The 17,872-nt window shown below is 58.1% G+C and carries 20 protein-coding genes; 1 reads left to right on the top strand and 19 read right to left on the bottom strand.

Annotated features, from left to right (window positions below):
* Nucleotide 1 precedes the first annotated feature (1 nt).
* The 18 genes from ACOYW2_RS08665 to eutH form a co-directional block, all read right to left on the bottom strand.
* Complete coding sequence (locus ACOYW2_RS08665; protein WP_482416630.1) at nucleotides 2-664, bottom strand: phosphate propanoyltransferase; 663 nt, start codon at nucleotides 662-664, stop codon at nucleotides 2-4.
* An 8-nt stretch (nucleotides 665-672) separates the two neighbouring features.
* The gene (locus ACOYW2_RS08660; protein ID WP_482770131.1) at nucleotides 673-1,446 is read right to left on the bottom strand and encodes a hypothetical protein; all 774 of its coding nucleotides are present in this window, start codon (nucleotides 1,444-1,446) and stop codon (nucleotides 673-675) included.
* Between the two features lie 6 nt (nucleotides 1,447-1,452).
* Nucleotides 1,453-1,737 carry an ethanolamine utilization microcompartment protein EutM gene (gene eutM / locus ACOYW2_RS08655; RefSeq protein WP_092210417.1) on the bottom strand — a complete coding sequence of 95 codons (285 nt, stop codon included), beginning with the start codon at nucleotides 1,735-1,737 and terminating at the stop codon, nucleotides 1,453-1,455.
* Between the two features lie 146 nt (nucleotides 1,738-1,883).
* Nucleotides 1,884-2,006, bottom strand: a complete 123-nt coding sequence (locus tag ACOYW2_RS08650; RefSeq protein ID WP_482422563.1) for a hypothetical protein — start codon at nucleotides 2,004-2,006, stop codon at nucleotides 1,884-1,886.
* Nucleotides 1,954-3,327, bottom strand: a complete 1,374-nt coding sequence (locus ACOYW2_RS08645; protein WP_482423695.1) for an aldehyde dehydrogenase family protein — start codon at nucleotides 3,325-3,327, stop codon at nucleotides 1,954-1,956. The genes ACOYW2_RS08650 and ACOYW2_RS08645 overlap by 53 nt, the downstream gene beginning before the upstream one ends.
* A 14-nt stretch (nucleotides 3,328-3,341) precedes the next feature.
* The gene (locus tag ACOYW2_RS08640) at nucleotides 3,342-3,731 is read right to left on the bottom strand and encodes a hypothetical protein (protein ID WP_482422562.1); all 390 of its coding nucleotides are present in this window, start codon (nucleotides 3,729-3,731) and stop codon (nucleotides 3,342-3,344) included.
* A gap of 7 nt (nucleotides 3,732-3,738) precedes the next feature.
* Nucleotides 3,739-3,948 carry a BMC domain-containing protein gene (locus ACOYW2_RS08635; protein WP_482422561.1) on the bottom strand — a complete coding sequence of 70 codons (210 nt, stop codon included), beginning with the start codon at nucleotides 3,946-3,948 and terminating at the stop codon, nucleotides 3,739-3,741.
* A 67-nt stretch (nucleotides 3,949-4,015) separates the two neighbouring features.
* Nucleotides 4,016-4,615: an ethanolamine utilization microcompartment protein EutL gene (gene eutL, locus ACOYW2_RS08630; protein WP_482422560.1), complete on the bottom strand. Its 600-nt coding sequence runs from the start codon at nucleotides 4,613-4,615 to the stop codon at nucleotides 4,016-4,018.
* A 23-nt stretch (nucleotides 4,616-4,638) separates the two neighbouring features.
* The gene (eutC, locus tag ACOYW2_RS08625) at nucleotides 4,639-5,511 is read right to left on the bottom strand and encodes an ethanolamine ammonia-lyase subunit EutC (RefSeq protein WP_482416631.1); all 873 of its coding nucleotides are present in this window, start codon (nucleotides 5,509-5,511) and stop codon (nucleotides 4,639-4,641) included.
* 14 nt (nucleotides 5,512-5,525) lie between these two features.
* Nucleotides 5,526-6,890, bottom strand: coding sequence for an ethanolamine ammonia-lyase subunit EutB (locus ACOYW2_RS08620; RefSeq protein ID WP_180141115.1), 1,365 nt, complete (start codon nucleotides 6,888-6,890; stop codon nucleotides 5,526-5,528).
* A gap of 544 nt (nucleotides 6,891-7,434) precedes the next feature.
* Complete coding sequence (locus ACOYW2_RS08615; RefSeq protein ID WP_482770130.1) at nucleotides 7,435-7,572, bottom strand: hypothetical protein; 138 nt, start codon at nucleotides 7,570-7,572, stop codon at nucleotides 7,435-7,437.
* Nucleotides 7,542-8,900, bottom strand: coding sequence for an ethanolamine permease (gene eat / locus ACOYW2_RS08610; protein ID WP_482770129.1), 1,359 nt, complete (start codon nucleotides 8,898-8,900; stop codon nucleotides 7,542-7,544). Before eat ends, ACOYW2_RS08615 begins: the two co-directional genes overlap by 31 nt.
* Nucleotides 8,901-9,074: 174 nt before the next feature.
* Nucleotides 9,075-10,505 carry an ethanolamine ammonia-lyase reactivating factor EutA gene (gene eutA / locus ACOYW2_RS08605; protein ID WP_482770128.1) on the bottom strand — a complete coding sequence of 477 codons (1,431 nt, stop codon included), beginning with the start codon at nucleotides 10,503-10,505 and terminating at the stop codon, nucleotides 9,075-9,077.
* 191 nt (nucleotides 10,506-10,696) lie between these two features.
* Entirely contained in the window at nucleotides 10,697-12,160 is a 1,464-nt protein-coding gene (locus tag ACOYW2_RS08600) for a sensor histidine kinase (RefSeq protein ID WP_482770127.1), read from the bottom strand.
* Nucleotides 12,161-12,189: 29 nt separating this feature from the next.
* Nucleotides 12,190-12,759, bottom strand: a complete 570-nt coding sequence (locus ACOYW2_RS08595; protein ID WP_482416635.1) for an ANTAR domain-containing response regulator — start codon at nucleotides 12,757-12,759, stop codon at nucleotides 12,190-12,192.
* 67 nt (nucleotides 12,760-12,826) lie between these two features.
* On the bottom strand, nucleotides 12,827-13,267 hold the full coding sequence (locus tag ACOYW2_RS08590; protein WP_482416636.1) for a EutP/PduV family microcompartment system protein: 441 nt from the start codon (nucleotides 13,265-13,267) through the stop codon (nucleotides 12,827-12,829).
* Nucleotides 13,268-13,270: 3 nt separating this feature from the next.
* Nucleotides 13,271-13,630, bottom strand: coding sequence for a BMC domain-containing protein (locus ACOYW2_RS08585; RefSeq protein WP_281374493.1), 360 nt, complete (start codon nucleotides 13,628-13,630; stop codon nucleotides 13,271-13,273).
* Nucleotides 13,631-14,241: 611 nt separating this feature from the next.
* Nucleotides 14,242-15,477: an ethanolamine utilization protein EutH gene (gene eutH / locus ACOYW2_RS08580; protein ID WP_482416637.1), complete on the bottom strand. Its 1,236-nt coding sequence runs from the start codon at nucleotides 15,475-15,477 to the stop codon at nucleotides 14,242-14,244.
* 623 nt (nucleotides 15,478-16,100) lie between these two features.
* Here eutH and ACOYW2_RS08575 point away from each other — a divergent pair.
* Nucleotides 16,101-16,928: a hemerythrin domain-containing protein gene (locus ACOYW2_RS08575; protein ID WP_482770126.1), complete on the top strand. Its 828-nt coding sequence runs from the start codon at nucleotides 16,101-16,103 to the stop codon at nucleotides 16,926-16,928.
* A 131-nt stretch (nucleotides 16,929-17,059) separates the two neighbouring features.
* On the opposite strand, the gene ACOYW2_RS08570 is transcribed toward ACOYW2_RS08575, so the two are convergent.
* A complete protein-coding gene (locus tag ACOYW2_RS08570; RefSeq protein WP_482770125.1) occupies nucleotides 17,060-17,704 on the bottom strand; it encodes a LolA family protein in 645 nt (214 codons plus the stop codon).
* Nucleotides 17,705-17,872: the final 168 nt, after the last annotated feature.

The following is a 17,872-nucleotide window of genomic DNA, read 5'->3' as shown; positions in this document are numbered from 1 at the left end:
GTTACGCCTCCTGGGTTACGCCCACGATACGGCCGGTGGCATTTTTGCCCAGGCCGCAGCTGTTGGCTTCATCAAAGTCGATGTGCATGGCCAGGCGAAAATCCTTGTTCACCCGAACGATGACATCCTTGAACACGGCCGGACGGCTTCCGTCCATATGGACATCCACCTTCTGGTTGTCGGACACGCCGAAACGGGCCGCGTCCGCAGGGGACATGTGGATATGACGGGCAGCCACGATCACGCCCTCGTCCAACCCGGCAAGGCCGGTGCCGGAGGTGAGGACAATGCCCGGGGTGCCGGCCACGTCGCCGGACTGGCGAACCGGGGCCTTGATCCCGAGGATACGGGCGTCGGTGAGGGAAAGCTCCACCTGGCTCTTGGAGCGGGCGGGTCCCAGGACGGCCACGTTGTCGATGACACCGCTGGGCCCGATGAGACGAACCCGCTCCTTGCAGAGGTACTGTCCCGGCTGTGAAAGCTCCTTGACATGGGTCAGGGATCCGCCGAACAGCTCTTTGACGTCCTCTTCACACAGATGGACATGGCGGCCGGAGAGCTCCACCGGAATGGCGTCCCCGGCTGCGGGGGCCCCCTGGGTACCGGTGCTGCCCACCTGGGCCATGACCTTCTTGATAATATCTTCTACGATTGTCTGTTCCATCTGATCTCCTACGTGTACATGCCGCCTTTGTCTTTGAGCATCATGATGTAAACGGCGCTGCTCATTCGGTTCAGTGCCTGGACCACATCGGGCTTGTCCAGGTGAAAGGTCTCTTTCAGCGCACTGACGGCCGATACTTCCATTTCCCGAATCTGGGCTCGCAGGCGGTTGAGCCTCAGAATCATCTCCCCCATGTCGTATGAAGGGAGCAGGTGCCCTACCCCGAAGTATTTTTTCGGGTTGTGGGAGTGGGCCCGGAGTTCCGCATCGGTCAAGCCGATGATGGGCTTGTCCGGGATGGGGGTGTCCAGGACATCGCGACGCATGATGTCGCGGGTCCACTCGAGGAGCTCTGCGAGATCCTCCACCAATGCCTTTTTCCCGGCATCATGGGCTTTGGCCTGCAGCAGGAGAATCTCCCCCTGGCAGGTGTCGAGGCGGCCCCTGAAGACAATCCGGGGGTGGTCCTTGGGGACCAGCCGGTTGCCCGTGAGCTGGGTCATGTGCTCGGGCTTTGTCTCGAACTGACCGCCGTCCACGGCCGATACGTATCGGGGGCCGGCCGCTTTGGGTTCTTCTCGTTCTCCCCTTCCGCCTCTCTTTGGGGCGGCCCCGGGCTGTGAAGGGCTTGGCTCTTCAGCGCCCCTGACGACCTTGACCCCCTTCTCACCGAGAAGCTGGGATGCGGAGGGGGTCAGGATCTGACCCTCCTCCAGCCTGAAAGTCTCAGGAACGTCCTTTCTGAAGAGATCTCTCAGATAGGATTCCGATATGACTTTCATGGCTTATTATCCTTCGATCTTGGGAAGGATCAGTTCAACCTCGCCGTGGGGACGGGGAATGACGTGTACGCTGATGAGCTCGCCCACGCGGTCGGCGGCTGCGGCACCGGCGTCGGTGGCTGCCTTGACGGCGCCCACGTCACCACGAACCATGACGGTGACGAGACCGGCACCCACCTGGCTGCGGCCGATGAGGGTAACGTTGGCAGCCTTTACCATGGCATCTGCTGCTTCTACTGCGCCTACAAGACCTCGGGTTTCGATCATTCCAAGAGCGTTCTGTGAACTCATGTTGTTTTCTCCTCGTGTTATCATATGAAAATCGTTCGTTTTAAAAACCTGCCACTGAGCAAAGCAATTTGCTTGCCAGCGTCCTTGGGAAACCGGCCGGAAGCGGCAGGTTTCAAAAACCCCGCAAGGGGTGTGTCACGCCGTAATTAAACGGTGCCGCTCATCTTCTTGAGCTGCTCCATGATCATGTTGGTCACCGCCTGCACGTCGATGCTTTCAGCAGGGGCAGAGCAGCTGGTGGTGGCTGCGTCGTCCAGGCCGTAAGCCATGCGACGGATGTTGAAGAGCTGCTGGGGGTCCACGTTCTGCAATTGTGGCGCTGCCGCCCACGGTCCCGCACCCGAGGGTAAGGGAAGGAGCCATGTTGGTGGAGATGCCCACGGCGCCCTGGGTGGTGGGGGTGTTGACCAGGCAACGGGAAACGGGCTTTTTCAGGGCGAACTCACGGATCACGGTCTCGTTGTTGGAGTGGATACCGATGGAGTGACCCATGCCGCCGTTCTGGAGGAGCTTGAAGCAGAGCTCGCAAGCTTCCTGCCAGTCGTTGACCACGTAGAAACCGAGCAGAGCGGTGAGCTTCTCTTTGGAGAAGGGGAATTTGGGTCCCACACCGGGCTCGTCGCAGAGCAGCATGGTGGTGCCTGCGGGGATGTCGATACCTGCAACCTTTGCGATGTCCGCTGCGCAGCGACCTACGATGGCGGGGTTCATGGAACCGTTGGCGCGCTCCATGACGGCCTTGACCTTGACGAGATTCTCCCCTTCCAGGAAGAAACCGCCCTGGGCGATGACGCTGGCCTTGACCTTGTCGGCGATGCAGGCTTCGGTGACGATGGACTGCTCGGAGGCGCACACGGTGCCGTTGTCAAAGGTCTTGGAGGAGAGGATCTTCTGCACGGCCACGTCCACATCGGCGCTGCGCTCGATGAAGGCGGGCACGTTGCCGGAGCCCACGCCCAGGGCAGGGGTACCGGAGCTGTAAGCCGCCTTGACCATGGCGTTGCCGCCGGTGGCCAGGATCATGTCGGTGATCTTCATGAGTTCATCGGTGCCCTGCATGGTGGGAACGCTGATGACGCCCACGAGGTCCTCGGGGAAGTCCATGGCCTTGAGGACGCCGCGGATCATGTTCACGGTGGCCGAGATGCACTTCACCGCGGTGGGGTGAGGGGAAAACACGATGCCGTTCCCGCTCATCAGGGCGATGATGGACTTGTAGAGCGTGGTGCTCGTGGGGTTGGTGGAGGGAATGAGGCCGGCGATGACGCCCATGGGAGCGGCAATCTCGACGATCTTCTTCTCCTTGTCCTCGTTGATGATACCGATGGTTTTGGTGCCTCGGTAGTAGCTGACCAGTTTTTCGGAAGCGAGGATGTTCTTCTGTTTCTTGTCCTGCCACTTGCCGTAGCCGGTCTCTTCGCTGGCCATCTTGGCCAGCTCTTCAGCCATCTCGGAGCCCACCTTGGCAATGGCCTCAATCAGAGCGTCCACACGCTCCTGACCAGCCTGGGGGAGCGTGGGCTGTGCAGCGCGTGCCGCACGGACCAGGGCTCGAGTTTCCTGAATTGAGAGCAAATCCTTATCTACCATCTTCACGTCCTCTCTTACTTCTCTAATGTCTTCATGTATTGCACAAACGCCTCAAGAAGATCTTTCTTCTTGGCATACTTGATCTCCCCCCTCGCAATGGAAAAGGAGGGAAGCTGCCGGGCGAGGCGCCTCAGTTTGGTCACTTTCATTTTTTTCAGGTCCGCCATGTCGAATCCCGGTGCATCGTCCGCATCGGGAGCCGGTGCCGCTTCCTTCGCCTCGGAAGCTTCCCGGACAGGCTCGGCAACCTGGACAGGGCCGTCGCCTGGCTCCGCCCCAGGGCGGGCGGTGGGTTCAGACGGGGCATTGCAGGGGGCCTTGGGCTCGGGAACACACTTGGGGCGTTTTCCCTCTTCGATCAAGATGCCTTCAAGGCCTTCGGCGGTCCGGGCGATGACGGTCACGAGAGCCTCACCCAGGCGGGCAGCCGCCGTGCTGCCGGCGTCGACAAGAATGCCTTGACGGCGAACATCGCCTTTGGTCGGGATGAAGTACGGGCCCCACCCCCACCGCCTGGGAGCCCATGATGGTGACATCGGCGGTCTTCACCGCCACATCACCGGCCTCCACGGCGGGAACGAGTCCCACGGTCTCAATGATTCCTAATGCCTTGCCGTTCATAAGGACCTCCCGTGATTAGTATTTCAGGGGATTGTCGGCCACATGGATCACGGCGTCGGCAAAGGCGTCACAGGCTGCCTTGCAGGCAGACTGGCTCCCGGTGAGCAGGCCCCCGCCGAAGTTGGTCTCTGAAGGGGAGTTGAAACTCCACCATCTCCACGTCGGCTGCCTTCAGGGCCGCATCCAGGGCGTAGATCGCCTCGATGGGAGGGGCGATAAGATACGCCATGGCCTCGCCTTCGGGGATGCCGCCCAGGTCGGACAGAAAAGAGCCGGTGCGGGAAACGCAGTGGGCGTAATAGGGGATGGAGTCGTCATCGTTGGCGCTGTAGAAACAGGCGTCGTTTTCGATGAACTCGATGGCCGCGTTGACACCGCTCTTGACCTCGGCCGGGTTGGGCCCGGAGAGGATACCGATGAATTCACCGGCGAGCTTGGTGCTGGCGTTGTCGGCCCCACCGTAAAAACTCTTGGCGTAAGCCACCTTGACGTCGGCCTTTTTGGTGGCTTCGTCAATGGCGGTGTATCCCACGTCATCGCAGTCGGTGGTGATCATGCCGATGCTTCGGTGCCCCTCGGGGAGCTCCAGGCGCTTGATCATGTCCGAATCCACGTTGGGGATCATCTTGACGCTCAAAACGGTCGTGCGAAGTGCATCACCTTTCATGTGTTCGTGTCTCCTTGGTCTTCCTAAATTTGAAGATCGATGCCGCTTGCTTTCTGCTCGAGCATCTTTTTAACGATATCCGCAATCTGTGCACCGGCCTCAACGGCGGGGGTCCCGCCCTTGTGAATGTTGGAGATAATGGTGCGCTTGGATTCGGAGATCCCTTCGCGGCACTGGTACACCATGTAGGCGCTCATGGACTCACCGGTGGCCAGGCCAGGACGCTCGCCCACGAGGGCGACGGTTACCTGGGGCTGGGTCACTTCAGAGGCGCTGTCCATGGAGGGCACGCGGGCGTATCGGACGAAAAAGGGCGTGCCCGCTTCGATGCCGAGGTTCTTCAGGCCCTGGAGAGCCGCTGCCATGGTGTCCTTGGCGTTGGTCTCAATGGCGGTTGAGCTCAGGCCGTCGATGACCACAAACTGAACCGTGGGGTTCATCTTGCACTCGGCCTTGGCCTTGGCGATGCTCTCGTCATCAAGCTTGCGCCCCAGGTCCGGACGGGTGAGGTACTCGTCTTTGTCGGCACACTGGGTTTTGAGCTCCAGCAGGCCCCAGTCCTTGATGAACTCGGAGCAGACGTTGTTGAAGACCGCATCCTGGGCCACGGCGTGGTCGGCGCGGAAACGCAGGGAACTTCCGGTGAGGTACCGGGCCCCTGTGCGCCAGATCCCGATACGGGCCGGGGTGGTGGCCTTCATCTTGAGGTAGGCCTCGCGGTTGTTGGGCTCGGGAACCAGAAGCTGCTTGCGAAGGTCGACAGCGGCCAGGTCCTCGCCCACTTCGCAGGAGGCTGCGGCACGAGGCTCGTCTGAAGCAGCCGGAGCCGCATCAGCGCTGTCCATGGTGGTCAGCACCTCGGCGATGATATTTTTAAGTGTGTTTTCTGAAATCACGTCGATCCTCCCTGCTATCGAATGAAAAGGGACGCGTCGCCTGCGCGGCGGGTCATTTTACCGTTTTCCATGAGGCCCATCTTCTCGAGCCAGGCTTCGAACTCGGGAACAGGACGCAGGCCCATAATCTCACGCAGGGCGGGGGTCTCGTGGTAGCCGGGGCACTGATACATAAGCATGATATCGTCGCCCTGGGGTACGGAGATGAGGTAGTTCACGCCCGCTGCGCAGAGGAGCATGCCGAGGTTTTCGATGTCGTTCTGGTCGGCCTTCATGTGGTTGGTGTAGCAGGCGTCCACACCCATGGAGATGCCGGAGAGCTTGCCCATGAAGTGGTCTTCAAGGCCTGCACGGGTCACCTGCTTGGCGTCGTAGAGGTACTCGGGACCGATGAACCCGACCACGGTGTTGACCATGAAGGGGTTGTAGTGACGTGCAAAACCGTAGCAACGGGCTTCCATGGTGAGCTGGTCCACGCCGTGGTGGGCGTCGGAGGAGAGCTCGGAGCCCTGTCCGGTTTCAAAGTACATGACGTTGGGACCTACGGAGGTGCCCTCTTTCAGCATCAGGTCGTGGGCTTCGGAAAGAAGCGCGGCGGAGACACCGAAGTCTTCGTTGCCCTTCTGGGAGCCTGCGATGGACTGGAAGATCATGTCGCAGGGGGCGCCTTTACGGATGGCGTCCATCTGGGTGGTGACGTGTGCCAGCACGCAGTTCTGGGTGGGGATCTCATACTCATCCATGATCTCGCGGAACATGGTGAGGATATTCAGACAGGAATCCGTGGTGTCGTTCACCGGGTTCAGGCCGATCACCGCGTCACCGGAACCGTAGGAGAGGCCCTCCAGGGTGGAGATGCGGATTCCGTCGGGATCATCGGTGGTGTGGTTGGGCTGAAGGCGCCAGGCCAGGGTGCCGGGCATACCGATGGTGGTGTTGCACTTGGCGGTGACGGTGATCTTCTTGGCGCCGTATACCAGGTCCATGTTGCTCATGAGCTTGGTGACGGCCGAGATCATCTCAGAGGTCAGGCCGCGGGAGGCACGGAGCAGATCAGCACCGGTGGTCTCGCTTGCAAGGATCCACTCGCGAAGCTCGGCCACGGTCCAGTTTTTCATGGCGCCGTAGATCTTCTCGTTGAGGTCGTCCTGGATGATCCGGGTAACTTCGTCCTCTTCGTAGGGCACCGCGGGATTGTTTCGGATATCTGCCAGGGTGATATTGCTCAGGACCTCTTTGGCGGCGACCATCTCCGTGACGGAAGCAGCGGCAAGGCCGGCAAGGCGGTCACCGGACTTCTCCTCATTGGCCTTGGCCATGACATCATAGAGATCCTTGAACTCATAGACGGCCCCGAAAAGGGTTGTTTTCAATCTCATGTGTACGTCCTTATCTTAAGTAGAGTAAAACGCTGCGTCTTTATTTCCTGCGCACGCCTCAACCAATGACGAGTGCACAGAGTGCGGGATCATGCCTGACGGACATGGAAGTCTCCCATGAGCAGGGTGTTTCGTTGGAGTAAGGAAACAAGGCACACACCTCTTCCGGTAATGCGGCCAAAGTCATCGGGCAAATTGGAGTTTGCAGGCCCCACCCGTTCAAGGTCGGCCTGTTCCCTTACATGACGCAGAAACGGCAAAACACCTGCGCTGCATGGCGCTTCATCAGCCCGGCGCATCTTGCGATGCTGCGGGTCGCCTGCGTGTCGAGTCGCCATTGAGTCGAACGCGTGCGCTCCTTCCGAGCTCGGCGGAGGCGCGGACATGGGTCCGTCCTTCCACCGTGGTGCACTTCTCCCGAACGCCTTTGTAAGGGAATCCGCTTTGGGCGCCCCCGCCTGGGGCAGGGGCGCCATGTCATCATATGTTGCTTCATCGGTCGGCCCCGGCTGTGACAAACCAGGGCCGGCCGATGATGTAAAACCTAGTTCAAATCGTCTTCGGACGGGTCGTAGTCGATGAGGTGGTGCCGACTGTAGACCAGGTAGTAGAGCATGATCAGCAGCACGAAGACGAGGGCTGCGATCATGGTCATCTTGGCGTTGGCCAGGTAGCAGCGCAAAAGCGAGCAGCCCCCCAGGACCGCGTGCTCACGCCGGAGGTGATCCTGCCGCCCGGTGTCCTGTAGGGACGGTAGAGATCGGGTTCCTTGACGCGTAGCACATAATGGGATGCCGTCATCATGATGTAAGAGATGGAGGCACCGAACACCGCCACCACCAGCAGGCTGTCGCCGTCCACCACAAGGGAGAGGGCAAAGCCGATGGACCCGATGACGATGAGCGAGACATACGGGGTCTTGCGCGTCCCGGTGAGGGACAAAAACGTGGGCAGCATGCCCGCACGGCTCATGGCAAAAAACTGCCGGGACGCGCCGTAGATGAGCGAGAAGAAACTGGCCACGAGTCCTGCCAGGCCCACCACGTTGATCATGCGGCTGACAAAGGTCGGCCCGCCGTACGCGTTGGGAGACTGGATGGCCCCGATGAGGGGGTCTGCCGCGTCGCGGATCAGGAAAGCTGAGGAGCCGCCGGGCCCGAAAAAGAGAATCAGGGCGGCAAAGATCAGAAGCGTGGTCATGGAGACGATAATGGCTTTCGGCATATCCTTGGTGGGATCCTCGCACTCTTCAGCTGCCAGGGGCACCCCTTCCACGCCGAGGAAGAACCACATCCCGAAGGGAAGCGCCGCCCACACACCGAGCCAGCCGTTGGGCAGGAAGGTGGTGGCACCTGCCACATCGGCAGCGGGCTTCATGTCAAAGAGGTTGGCCATGTTGAAATGGGGGATCATCGAGACGATGAAGGCCACAAGGGCTACCACGGCGATGACGGTGACCACCATGATCAGGGTCAGGGCCTCGCCCACACCGTAAAGGTGCACACCCACAAAAATGCCGTAAAAAAGGGCCTTGGTCATCCAGGTGCCGCCCAGCAGCATGGAGACACCTCCCTGCATGGCCTCGGGGACCATCCCGAGAAGAGAGCCTCCGGCTCCGAAGAGCGAGCCGCAGTACCCGGCAATGAAACATGCAATGGCCGCAGGTGCGATGGCGTATTCCAGAAGAATGGCCGTGCCTGTGATGTAGCCGCCCAGGGGACCGAAGGCCCGCTTGGCAAACTCAGACCCACCGCCCGCAGAGGGCATGATGGTTGCCAGCTCGGCCTCGGAGAGAACCATGCTGGTGTACATGACCGCCATGAGGACCGTGGCGATGAGAAGACCGCCCCACCCTGCTTTTTCGATACCAAAGTTCCACCCGGCGAAGTCGCCGGAAATTACGTACGCGACGCCCAGAAAGGAGAGAAGGACCCAACCGGCCGCTCCTTTTTTCAATTCCCTCTGCGCGTAATAATCGTCTTGAACTTTTACAGCACTCTTGCCTGACATAACGCCTCCTTGAAAAACAGTATTCTTGAAAAAATCATCTCGTCGACTTCATCAATAAAACCGTCCGCTCTGTCTCGTCTCTTCTATCGCCCTCCTTGTCTCGTTTGACGGGGCGGTTTGCCCGGCATAGGGCCTCACCGCCTCCGGATGATTCCTGTGGGTTGCGTCGCCGTGTTAGTAGCTGAACAACAGTGTCTTGACGATGACGGGGACCACATTGCCCCCGGCAAGCTTGCGACCGATGTCGATGTAGTCTCCGTTTTCCACCTTCACCGTATCGATGCAAATCACTTCCTTGCGGTCCCCCAGCTTAACCTGGAGGGTCTGGCCCAGGGCCTTGGCCAGGTCGTTTTCCACCACCACGGTGAGGGGAGCCTCCTCCTGCAGTACCGCGTCCATGCCTTCCAAGATGCTCTCGGCAAGGCAGTGGATCTCCTGGAACCCGATGTCCCTGGGGCCTTTGAAGGCCAGGGCGGGCATCTGCTTCTCCCCTTCCTGGAGCCTGAACCAGGCCACCTTGTCCCGGATGATCCCGCCCCAGGACTCGAAGGGAAGAGCCTCATCCTCCCGTGAAAGCTTCAGCACCGGAATGTTCTGGATGGGAAGGGTGGAACAGCTCACAGAGATGGTGCTTCCGCTGATATCCGTGGTATGGGAACCGGCCCCCACCACCGTGGCGCCGATGGTCTCGGCCGGGGTGAGCACGGGGATCTTTTTGCCGATGAGAGAGTGTGCGATGGCCTGGCCCAGCAGGAGGCCGATGTCCCCGTATAAAAAGGAGTCGCAGGTGATCTCGTCTTTCAGGCAGTCGGCCACGCCCCCTGAGATGGTCACGTAATCGATGGTGTAGTCCCGGCGCAGGTCCTTGTCCGTGCAGATGAGGGCCAGATCGTCCGTGGGGGGCCGGATGCCCACCACCTCTTCCAGGAGTTCGCTCATGCGGATGACGATCTTGGTGAGAAAGCCACGGTCTACGGGCTGTCCCACGGCAATGGGCACATGGTTGGCCTCGGCAAGTTTTTGCATCTTCTCGGAGATATAGGCGATCTTACCGCCGTCCACCTTGATGAGCCGGCCGCCGATGTCCAGGCAGCTGGTGTCGATAACCTCACCGTTGTCGAAGACGGCGATGTTGGTGGTGCCCCCGCCGATATCGAGGTTGGCCACCACGGCCCCCCGCTTCTTGGACTCACCCGACGCGTTGGCCCCCTTGCCCGCGATGATGCCTTCAAGGGCAGGCCCTGCCGTGGCCACCACAAACTCCCCGGCAAAATGGGAGAGGGCTTTCTGGACCTCGGCGGCGTTCTCTTTACGGGCGGTCTCTCCGGTGATGATGACGGCTCCGGTCTGGACCTGCTCGGGGATGACCCCGGCCTTTTCATACTCGTGCTTGACGATGAGGCGCACCTTCTCCCCATCGATTTCGGTGTTTGACTTCAAGGGGGTAAAGTGGATGTCGCTTCTGTAGACCACCTCTTTGTCGGCAATGGTGATACGGGGGACGGATATCATGGAGGCTGTATTTTCAATGGTAATCCGGCTGAAAACCAGCTGTGTGGTGGAGGTACCGATGTCGATACCGACGCTTAAGATGCTCTCTTTCATGAATAAACTCCGTCCTTTTCTACGATCCTGACCCGTTCCTGCGGTCCTGAAACAAAAAAAGCCTGAAGATCTCCGCACCACATCCGCGGGTTCTTCAGGCTTCATCGCCTTTAAGGCGCCCCCACCCCATTGTGGAGGCTTCAACTTGTATACGTGTCGGGTTGTGCCGATCTTGCCGGCCCCGTTTATGTTCAGCTGGTTTGCGGAATCGAGGGATACTCCGGTCGTTCCTGGCTGGTGGCCTCATCCAGGGGAAAGTCAAAGAGCACCTTGGTTCCCCCCTCACCCGATTCCGTGGTGAGGGTCCCGTGGAGCTTGTCTTTCACAATGCTGTTGACGATCCGTGTCCCAAGGGCCCCTTCCCGGACCTGGCCCAGATCAAAGCCCACCCCGTCATCGGTAATGATGATGTTTCCGTAGGTGGACGCCTTGCAGATCTCCACACAGATAGACCCCTTTTCCCGGCCCTTGAAGGCGTGCTTCAGGCTGTTCTGGATCACCTCGTTGGCCACCAGGGCGATGGAGGTTGCCGTGTCGGAGTTGCACATGAAGGTGTCCCCCTGAATAAGGATCCGCACCTCCTTGCCGCCCACCACCGAGTAGTCCACGATGCTGCTCTTGATGCGCTGGAGCATGGTAAGGAGGTCCACGTCATCCACGCCGTTCTGGGCGAGGATCTCGTGGGTGGCCGCGATGCTCAGCACGCGGCTGATGCTCTCGCTGAAAGCGGTCTTTGCCGAGACGTTGTCCACCCGGCGGGATTGCAGCCGAAGCAAACTTGCGATGGTCTGCAGGTTGTTTTTCACCCGGTGGTGAATCTCCCGGATGGCCACGGATTTAAGGATCAGCTCCTTTTCCTTGGCTTTGGCGTCCGTCTCATCCCTCATCAGCATCACCACACCGGAAACCTTAAAATCCCGGCTCTTCATAACAGCATACTTCAGGTTCAACACCAGGCTGCCAACCTTGACCTCATTGTGGCTCAGCTGCCTTTTTTCAAGGACATCCTGAAAGACCACCTGGTCCAGGGCCATGTTGGAAAAATGGATCCCTTCCAGCTTGTCCAGATACCCCAGCTTCCGATAGATGGTCTCGGCAACGGGGTTGACGTAGGTGGAGATCCCGATTTCGTTGAACATCACGATGCCGTCGCTGTCGTGGTACGGCAGGTTGTGATCCCGGTGACGCGAGGTCATCAGGGCTTCCATGAGCTGCTCGGTGGTGCGGGAGAGGACCGAAATATTGTTCTTGGTCTTCACATGATCGGTGATGTCCTTTTCCGCAATAAGCACCCCGATGACGCGGCCTTCGTCGTTCTTGATGGGTGAGACGTTCTGGCGGACGTTCTTGTTCTCCTGGGTCACGGCCCACATGTCGGAGGTGGGCATCCCCACATCCATGGTCCTTAAGACCGCGGGTTCCTTGCTGCGGTAGGCAAGCTCCCCCACAACCGAGCCCTTGTAGAGGGACTCCTGGCTGTTGGGCTTGGCCTGGGCCACCACCACGGCCTCGTCCGGGTCGCGCGTGATGCAGTCGATAAAGATATCGGCACCCGTGCAGTCGGCGATCATGCCGAGGTTCTCCGCCACGGACTTCAGCTTGGCGATGTCCCTGGCGGTGAGGTCGTTGTGTTTGCGGCAAAGTTCTTCGATCATGTGAATTCCCATCGATTTCCGTCCACCGGTCAACCGTTCAGAACGATGACCTTGGCGATTTCCTTCATGGAACACCGCTTGTCCATGCTCAGCTTACGAATTCGGTTGTAGGCGACATCCTCGCTGATGTTGTATGTCTTCATCAGGATGCCCTTGGCGCGTTCCACCATCTTGCGGCCTTCGAGCTGGCCCTGGGCCTTCTGCATGTCGCTTTCCATCTTGGCGATCTCGGCGCCCTTGGCCACGGCAATTTCCACCATGGGCAGCAGGGACTCTTCTTTCACGGGCTTAACCACATACCCCATGACGCCGACATCCTTGGCCTGCTCCACAAACTCTTTGCCGCTGTAGGCCGTCAACAGGAGAATCCCCCCTGCGGTGCTTTCATCCCGGATCATCCGGGACGCCTTGAGGCCATCCAAAAGCGGCATCTTGATGTCCATCAACACCAGATCCGGTTTGTGCTTGCGGCACATCTCCACGGCATCGAAGCCGTCAGACGCTTCACCCACCACTTCGTAGCCGGCCCCTTCGAGAATTTCCCGAATGTCCATGCGTGTAATGGGCTCGTCATCCGCTATGACAATTCTGTACCCCATGCTTTCTAAACTCCTGCGTGTCTCGTGTGCTGCCTTAAACTCAAAAATAAGGAGAGGTACCCTGGAATCAGGCCAGCAGCTCCTGCAATTTATCAAGGCCGACGTTCGTCTTTGAACTGGACCGGATAATCTCTTTGACCCCGGCGTTTGCCAGGAATCGTTCCGCCCTCTCCACGTTGCACCCCTCGACATCTACCTTGGTCACGATACCGATGACCTTTCGGGTGAAGATGGAAGAAAACTGCGGCGGAAACAGGCTGCTGATCCGCGTGGCGTCCTGCACCATGGCCACCACATCACAATCTGCCGATGAGGTGATCAGGGCGGGATAAAAACGCCTGTTTTCAAGGAACTCCCCGGGGGTGTCAATGAACCGACCGCAGAACTCTACGGCCTGGGTCTTCTTCGATGAAAAGCCTTCGCCGGAGAGCACCTGAATCAAGGTGGTCTTGCCAACCCCGGACTCCCCGATGAGCATCATCTTTTTCTGTTTCGTTTCATCTGCCATGGATCAGGACCTTGTCATTTCAACGGAGGCGTAATGCAGCACCTCGTCAAAGTAATCAAGGACCCCTTTCAGGGCCGACTCCACGCTGGCCACATCCCCCACCAGAACCAGGGATCCGCCGAACCGGTCGAGAAAACCGATCTCAACCCCGGCAGCCTTGGTGGCGATGTCTGCGGCAATGATCACCCCTTCGCTCGGCGTAATGGTCAGGATCCCGATGGCGTCTCCCGCCTCGTCGTCCAGCCCGAGCTTCATGTAAATGCTTTTGTGGGGGCTGGCAATCACATGGGCAAGGGTAACCTGCTTACCCGGCACATATTCTTGAATGACCCGTTGCTTCTGTTCGCTTGCGTCAACTATCACTTCATCCCCCAAAAACAAAAAAAGCCTGTAACGGGAATCTGGAACTTCCAACCCCGATACAAGCATCATCGCTGACATTACACGCCGTTGTGTAACAAAATAAGTTGCTTAGTGCGTACCATAACCACATAAATATTGACAAGCCTTTTTTTCAACACAGACGTCTCGCCTTGATGTCCAACCCTTAAGAAGAATCAAACGCCATAGGCGTACAAGCCTGAATTTACGTACCATTCCCCCGACACGACCATTAACTAACCCGTGACAGGGCCGTATGTATTTCAGCAAAAAAAATCAGCCACACCCCCCATGGGGCAACCCGCGGGCTGCCGAGGCCATCCGATGTGACATCAGGGAGTTAGCCGATAACAAGCATAAGCAATTCACATGCCAACGATTCACTGTATTTTCTTTTCCATCACCCGAGCCAGATATTTTCCCGATAGATACACACCAATCAGCCCCGCACAACAAAAAAAAAGGCCGCGCACGTTTTCGTGCGCGGCCTTTCATGACCTTACAGTGCCGTGTCCGGAATTTGCGAACAGATGTTACGCCATGGTGAGATTCTCACCACGTATTCAGGACACATGCTGTGCTTTAAGCCGGGATCAGGCAGCAGCGCAAACCTCTTCGGAAGCAACGCCGTTTTCCTGCTCCTCTTTCTCCAGGGCCAGGGCCGCGGGAACAGAGAGGAGGTAAGCCAGACCAAAACCGGAAGCCCCACCGAGGAGCTTGCCTGCCATAACGGGAAGAATCAGGTTGGGCTGGAAGTTGGCGGTGAAGGAGAGGTGGTCGCCAAAGGTGAAGGCGGCGCATACGGAGAAGGCCACACAGAGAACCTTGTCCTTGGGACGCATGTCGGCGATGAGGCGGAACATGGCCAGGATGTTGGCGGCGGCGGCGAGGATACCCGCAGCGCCTTCGCTCTCGAGACCCACCATGCGGCCAATCTTGTCCATGGGACCGGCAGCGTACTTCTTGATCAGGTAAACCATGGGGAAGGCACCGCAGAGCATGATACCGATGAAACCGGCAACCTCCAGGGCACGGAAGTTGTCCGCCTCGTCTGCGATGATGGGATCAAAACCCCAGGAACCGAAGACGCTTGCGAAGAAACCGGTGAAGTATTCAACGATGGAGAAGACAAGCACCAGGGTCAGGGCAATGTTCATGCTGCGACCGAAGAAGAGGAAGCCTTTGATCATGGTGTTGGGAACCATTTTCAGACCGACGGCCAGGGTCACACAGAAGATGGTCAGGGGCATGAGGTTCAGGAAGATCATCTTGAACGTCAGGCCCAGTGCGAAGGCAGACTCTGCGTTTACAGAGATCATACCACGAACCATCATATCGGAGATGGAGAGCATGCTGCAGGAGATGAATACGCCGATGGGAATACTCAGGAGACCGGCCATAACACCGAGTGCCATGTATTTGTGGTCTTTTTTATCCAGCATGGTCAGACCCACGGGGATAGAGAAGACGATGGTAGCACCGGACATGTAACCGACAACCATGGCCATGATCCAGCCTTCACGGGAAAGGGCCAGAACATCGGCAAGCTGGTAGCCGCCCATATCAACTGCGATGATGGTGGTTGCCGCAATGGCGGGGTCAGCACCGATGGCACCGAACATGGGACCGCATACGCTTTTTACAAAAGCAGACAGGTAGGGGCTGGCGGCAAGGATACCGGCGGTGGGGATGAAGATGGGACCGATGCTGTGGAGGCCTTCGAGGAACTCCTGACCGAGGGGGCTCTCATCGTCCTTGATGTATGAAAATGCGCCCAGCACAGCGCAGATCATAATAATGTAAATAATAAACTGACCAATATTGCCCATGACAAAACTCCTAAATTCTACAAAAGTCTGTGGTGGATCGCCTGCCTGCACCGCCCAATAGCGTCTGGACGGATATCTAAGGTGCGACCAAAAATTATCCTCTTGTTGTGCAATTACCCGATAATTTTGGCCAAAAAAAAACTTGCAACTGGGTATTCCTCTCCCGGTAGCAAGCTTCATCGACTCTCTTCAGCAGCACGCCATTGTGCCGCCCTACTCCAATTTTTGAGAATCTTTAACACAGATAAACTCACATTGACAAGAGACCTTAGTGAATAATTTTATTTTACAAACAATGTTCATAGTTGGTCCGTTTATTGCTTTAGCCCTTCCCCTATAGGGGAGCCCCTTCACAGCCGGGGATTTCAGAGCTCGTTTCATGAAAAAAACCGCATCTCACCATCCCCTTCCTGCCACTGCCCCCCCTTTTTTCCGACGTGGGGCCCCTGGCCTTCGTCGACTCGAATCGCCACACGCTTTGCAAGGGCACCCGTACCCACGGTCCGAAACCCGAGGACTACTGAATTGAATAATTATTTGCTACGGGACCCTTATGGCTTTTCATCCACACGAGGCTCGCATATGATAGGAGAAAAACTCACCCGAAACCAAGGTTGGCTCACATGACGAATCACCCGGAAAAACGAGACCATGAGCGCTACCAGGCGCGCCAGACCATTTCCTACCGCTTGGCATCAAGTACCGAGTACAAAAAGGGAACAACCCGCAACCTGAGCAAAACCGGTTTTCTCCTTGAATCCGACGAAACCATCCCCGAAGGGGAATACCTTGACCTGGCCATACAGATTGACGACACCCCCGTCCATTTCAAAGGCCGATGCATCCACAGCGTACAGCCAGAGACCGGCCCTGCCCTCTCCGGTATCCTGGTGATGAAGATCAGCACAGCCGGCATGGCCCCCTTTCTCTCTTTCATCGACAGCCTTGAGAAACAGCAGCAAACCAACCGATCCGCCATGGACAACGTTGTCCAGCGCATCGCCTCCGAACACAAAATCATCACCCAATACGTAATGGTCGTCCAGGGCATCCTGGCCGACGCCAAGACGGGGGGCAGCTCCATGGAGCTCGACACCGTCCTTGACCTGATGCAGAAAGAGCTGTCCACCCATTTTTATATTGAGGAAAAACTGCTCTTCAAAACCGGGCTGATCCACCTTCCCGCAAAATTCCACGGCCTCATTGCGGAGTTGACCCATGAGCACTCGGAACTGGAAACGGCCCTGGCCCAGATTATCGAAGCGGTTCAGGGGCTCGATGCCAATGAAGGGATCCTGCCAAAAGGGCTGGACGTACAGATTGAAGACTACCTGACCGCACTAAAACACCATGCCACAAGGGAACTCATGGAGCTTTTTCCCATTCTGGAATCCAATGAAAAAGCCGTACAAAAGCTGACACAGGCCGTGGGTGAGATTGTGAATGGATAGATGGGGCTAAGGGCTAAGGGCTAAGGGCTAAGGGCTAAGGGCTAAGGGCAGGATATGCTGGGGGAGTTGTCCGGACAAGGGAAATCGAGCGCGGACACCCTACGGATGAAAAAAACCGACCATTCGAAACTCTAAGGTTCGAACACGGCGTCGTCCAAGGGGCCGTCCACCTCCAGGTCCCGGAGAAACACGGTCTCCTGGGAGCTGTCTGCGTAAAGCTTGACCACCTTGACGGGGAGCAGAAGCTCCGGATGAACCCACAGCAGGTAGGTGACCTCGCTGCCCTCCACCAAAAGCCGGGGACACAGATGAGACTGCACCGATTCGGGCGCAAGACGCGTCACCGTACCTTCCCGGGCATATCGCCGCACCGAACGGATGAGGGCCCCTATATCGGAGCGGTCCACGGTGTGCCCCTTGGGGTCGGTAATCAATGGGTTGTCCGGTGACAGGGTAAAGACCGGCAGGCGGGTGGCAAAGGGGCGAAGGGACACCTGGTTTTCACGGGGGTTGTAGATCAGGCGGGCGCCCTTGTGGGGATGGATAAAATCCATGCGGATAAAACCCGGCTTTTTGTAGGTGTAGACAATGCGGTTGCGCTTTGTCTCCCCTTCCGAGTCCAGCAGGGTGACATAGTGGTTCAGGGAATTGAAGCGCTCCTGCATCTGGTCAAGGAGAGGATCCTGTCCACCCCACACCGTCCCTGCATGCCCAAAAAAACACACAAACAGCAAGGCCGGCAGTAACAAAAAAAAGGCGGGGTGTTGGCGTTTCACCCTGCTCTCCTTGTGCACCGGGGAGACCCTCACAGAACGACGGCTCCGCCGCCGCGACACTCTTCCTTCCACGTCGCCTCCCCTCTTCCTGTTGCCATGGTTTTTTGCTCCTGGCGGTGTCCCATCGTCGGACACCCGAGCCCGGCACAGTAGCACAGACAGAATCGG

This window comes from Desulfoluna sp. CLI2B (genome assembly GCF_056847375.1).
The sequence above is the reverse complement of the archived record's forward strand: the minus strand, read 5'-3'. Positions and strand labels throughout refer to the sequence as shown.

Excerpts from the sequence above, each read along its gene's own strand:
- ACOYW2_RS08650 (WP_482422563.1), bottom strand. The coding sequence starts at position 2,006 with ATGGCTTACGGCCTGGACGACGCAGCCACCACCAGCTGCTCTGCCCCT.
- ACOYW2_RS08645 (WP_482423695.1), bottom strand. The coding sequence starts at position 3,327 with ATGGTAGATAAGGATTTGCTCTCAATTCAGGAAACTCGAGCCCTGGTC.
- ACOYW2_RS08595 (WP_482416635.1), bottom strand. The coding sequence starts at position 12,759 with ATGGGGTACAGAATTGTCATAGCGGATGACGAGCCCATTACACGCATG.
- ACOYW2_RS08665 (WP_482416630.1), bottom strand. The coding sequence starts at position 664 with ATGGAACAGACAATCGTAGAAGATATTATCAAGAAGGTCATGGCCCAG.
- eat (WP_482770129.1), bottom strand. The coding sequence starts at position 8,900 with ATGTCAGGCAAGAGTGCTGTAAAAGTTCAAGACGATTATTACGCGCAG.
- ACOYW2_RS08660 (WP_482770131.1), bottom strand. The coding sequence starts at position 1,446 with ATGAAAGTCATATCGGAATCCTATCTGAGAGATCTCTTCAGAAAGGAC.
- eutM (WP_092210417.1), bottom strand. The coding sequence starts at position 1,737 with ATGAGTTCACAGAACGCTCTTGGAATGATCGAAACCCGAGGTCTTGTA.
- ACOYW2_RS08600 (WP_482770127.1), bottom strand. The coding sequence starts at position 12,160 with ATGATCGAAGAACTTTGCCGCAAACACAACGACCTCACCGCCAGGGAC.
- ACOYW2_RS08635 (WP_482422561.1), bottom strand. The coding sequence starts at position 3,948 with ATGAACGGCAAGGCATTAGGAATCATTGAGACCGTGGGACTCGTTCCC.
- ACOYW2_RS08620 (WP_180141115.1), bottom strand. The coding sequence starts at position 6,890 with ATGAGATTGAAAACAACCCTTTTCGGGGCCGTCTATGAGTTCAAGGAT.
- eutH (WP_482416637.1), bottom strand. The coding sequence starts at position 15,477 with ATGGGCAATATTGGTCAGTTTATTATTTACATTATTATGATCTGCGCT.
- ACOYW2_RS08590 (WP_482416636.1), bottom strand. The coding sequence starts at position 13,267 with ATGGCAGATGAAACGAAACAGAAAAAGATGATGCTCATCGGGGAGTCC.
- eutA (WP_482770128.1), bottom strand. The coding sequence starts at position 10,505 with ATGAAAGAGAGCATCTTAAGCGTCGGTATCGACATCGGTACCTCCACC.
- ACOYW2_RS08575 (WP_482770126.1), top strand. The coding sequence starts at position 16,101 with ATGACGAATCACCCGGAAAAACGAGACCATGAGCGCTACCAGGCGCGC.
- eutL (WP_482422560.1), bottom strand. The coding sequence starts at position 4,615 with ATGAAAGGTGATGCACTTCGCACGACCGTTTTGAGCGTCAAGATGATC.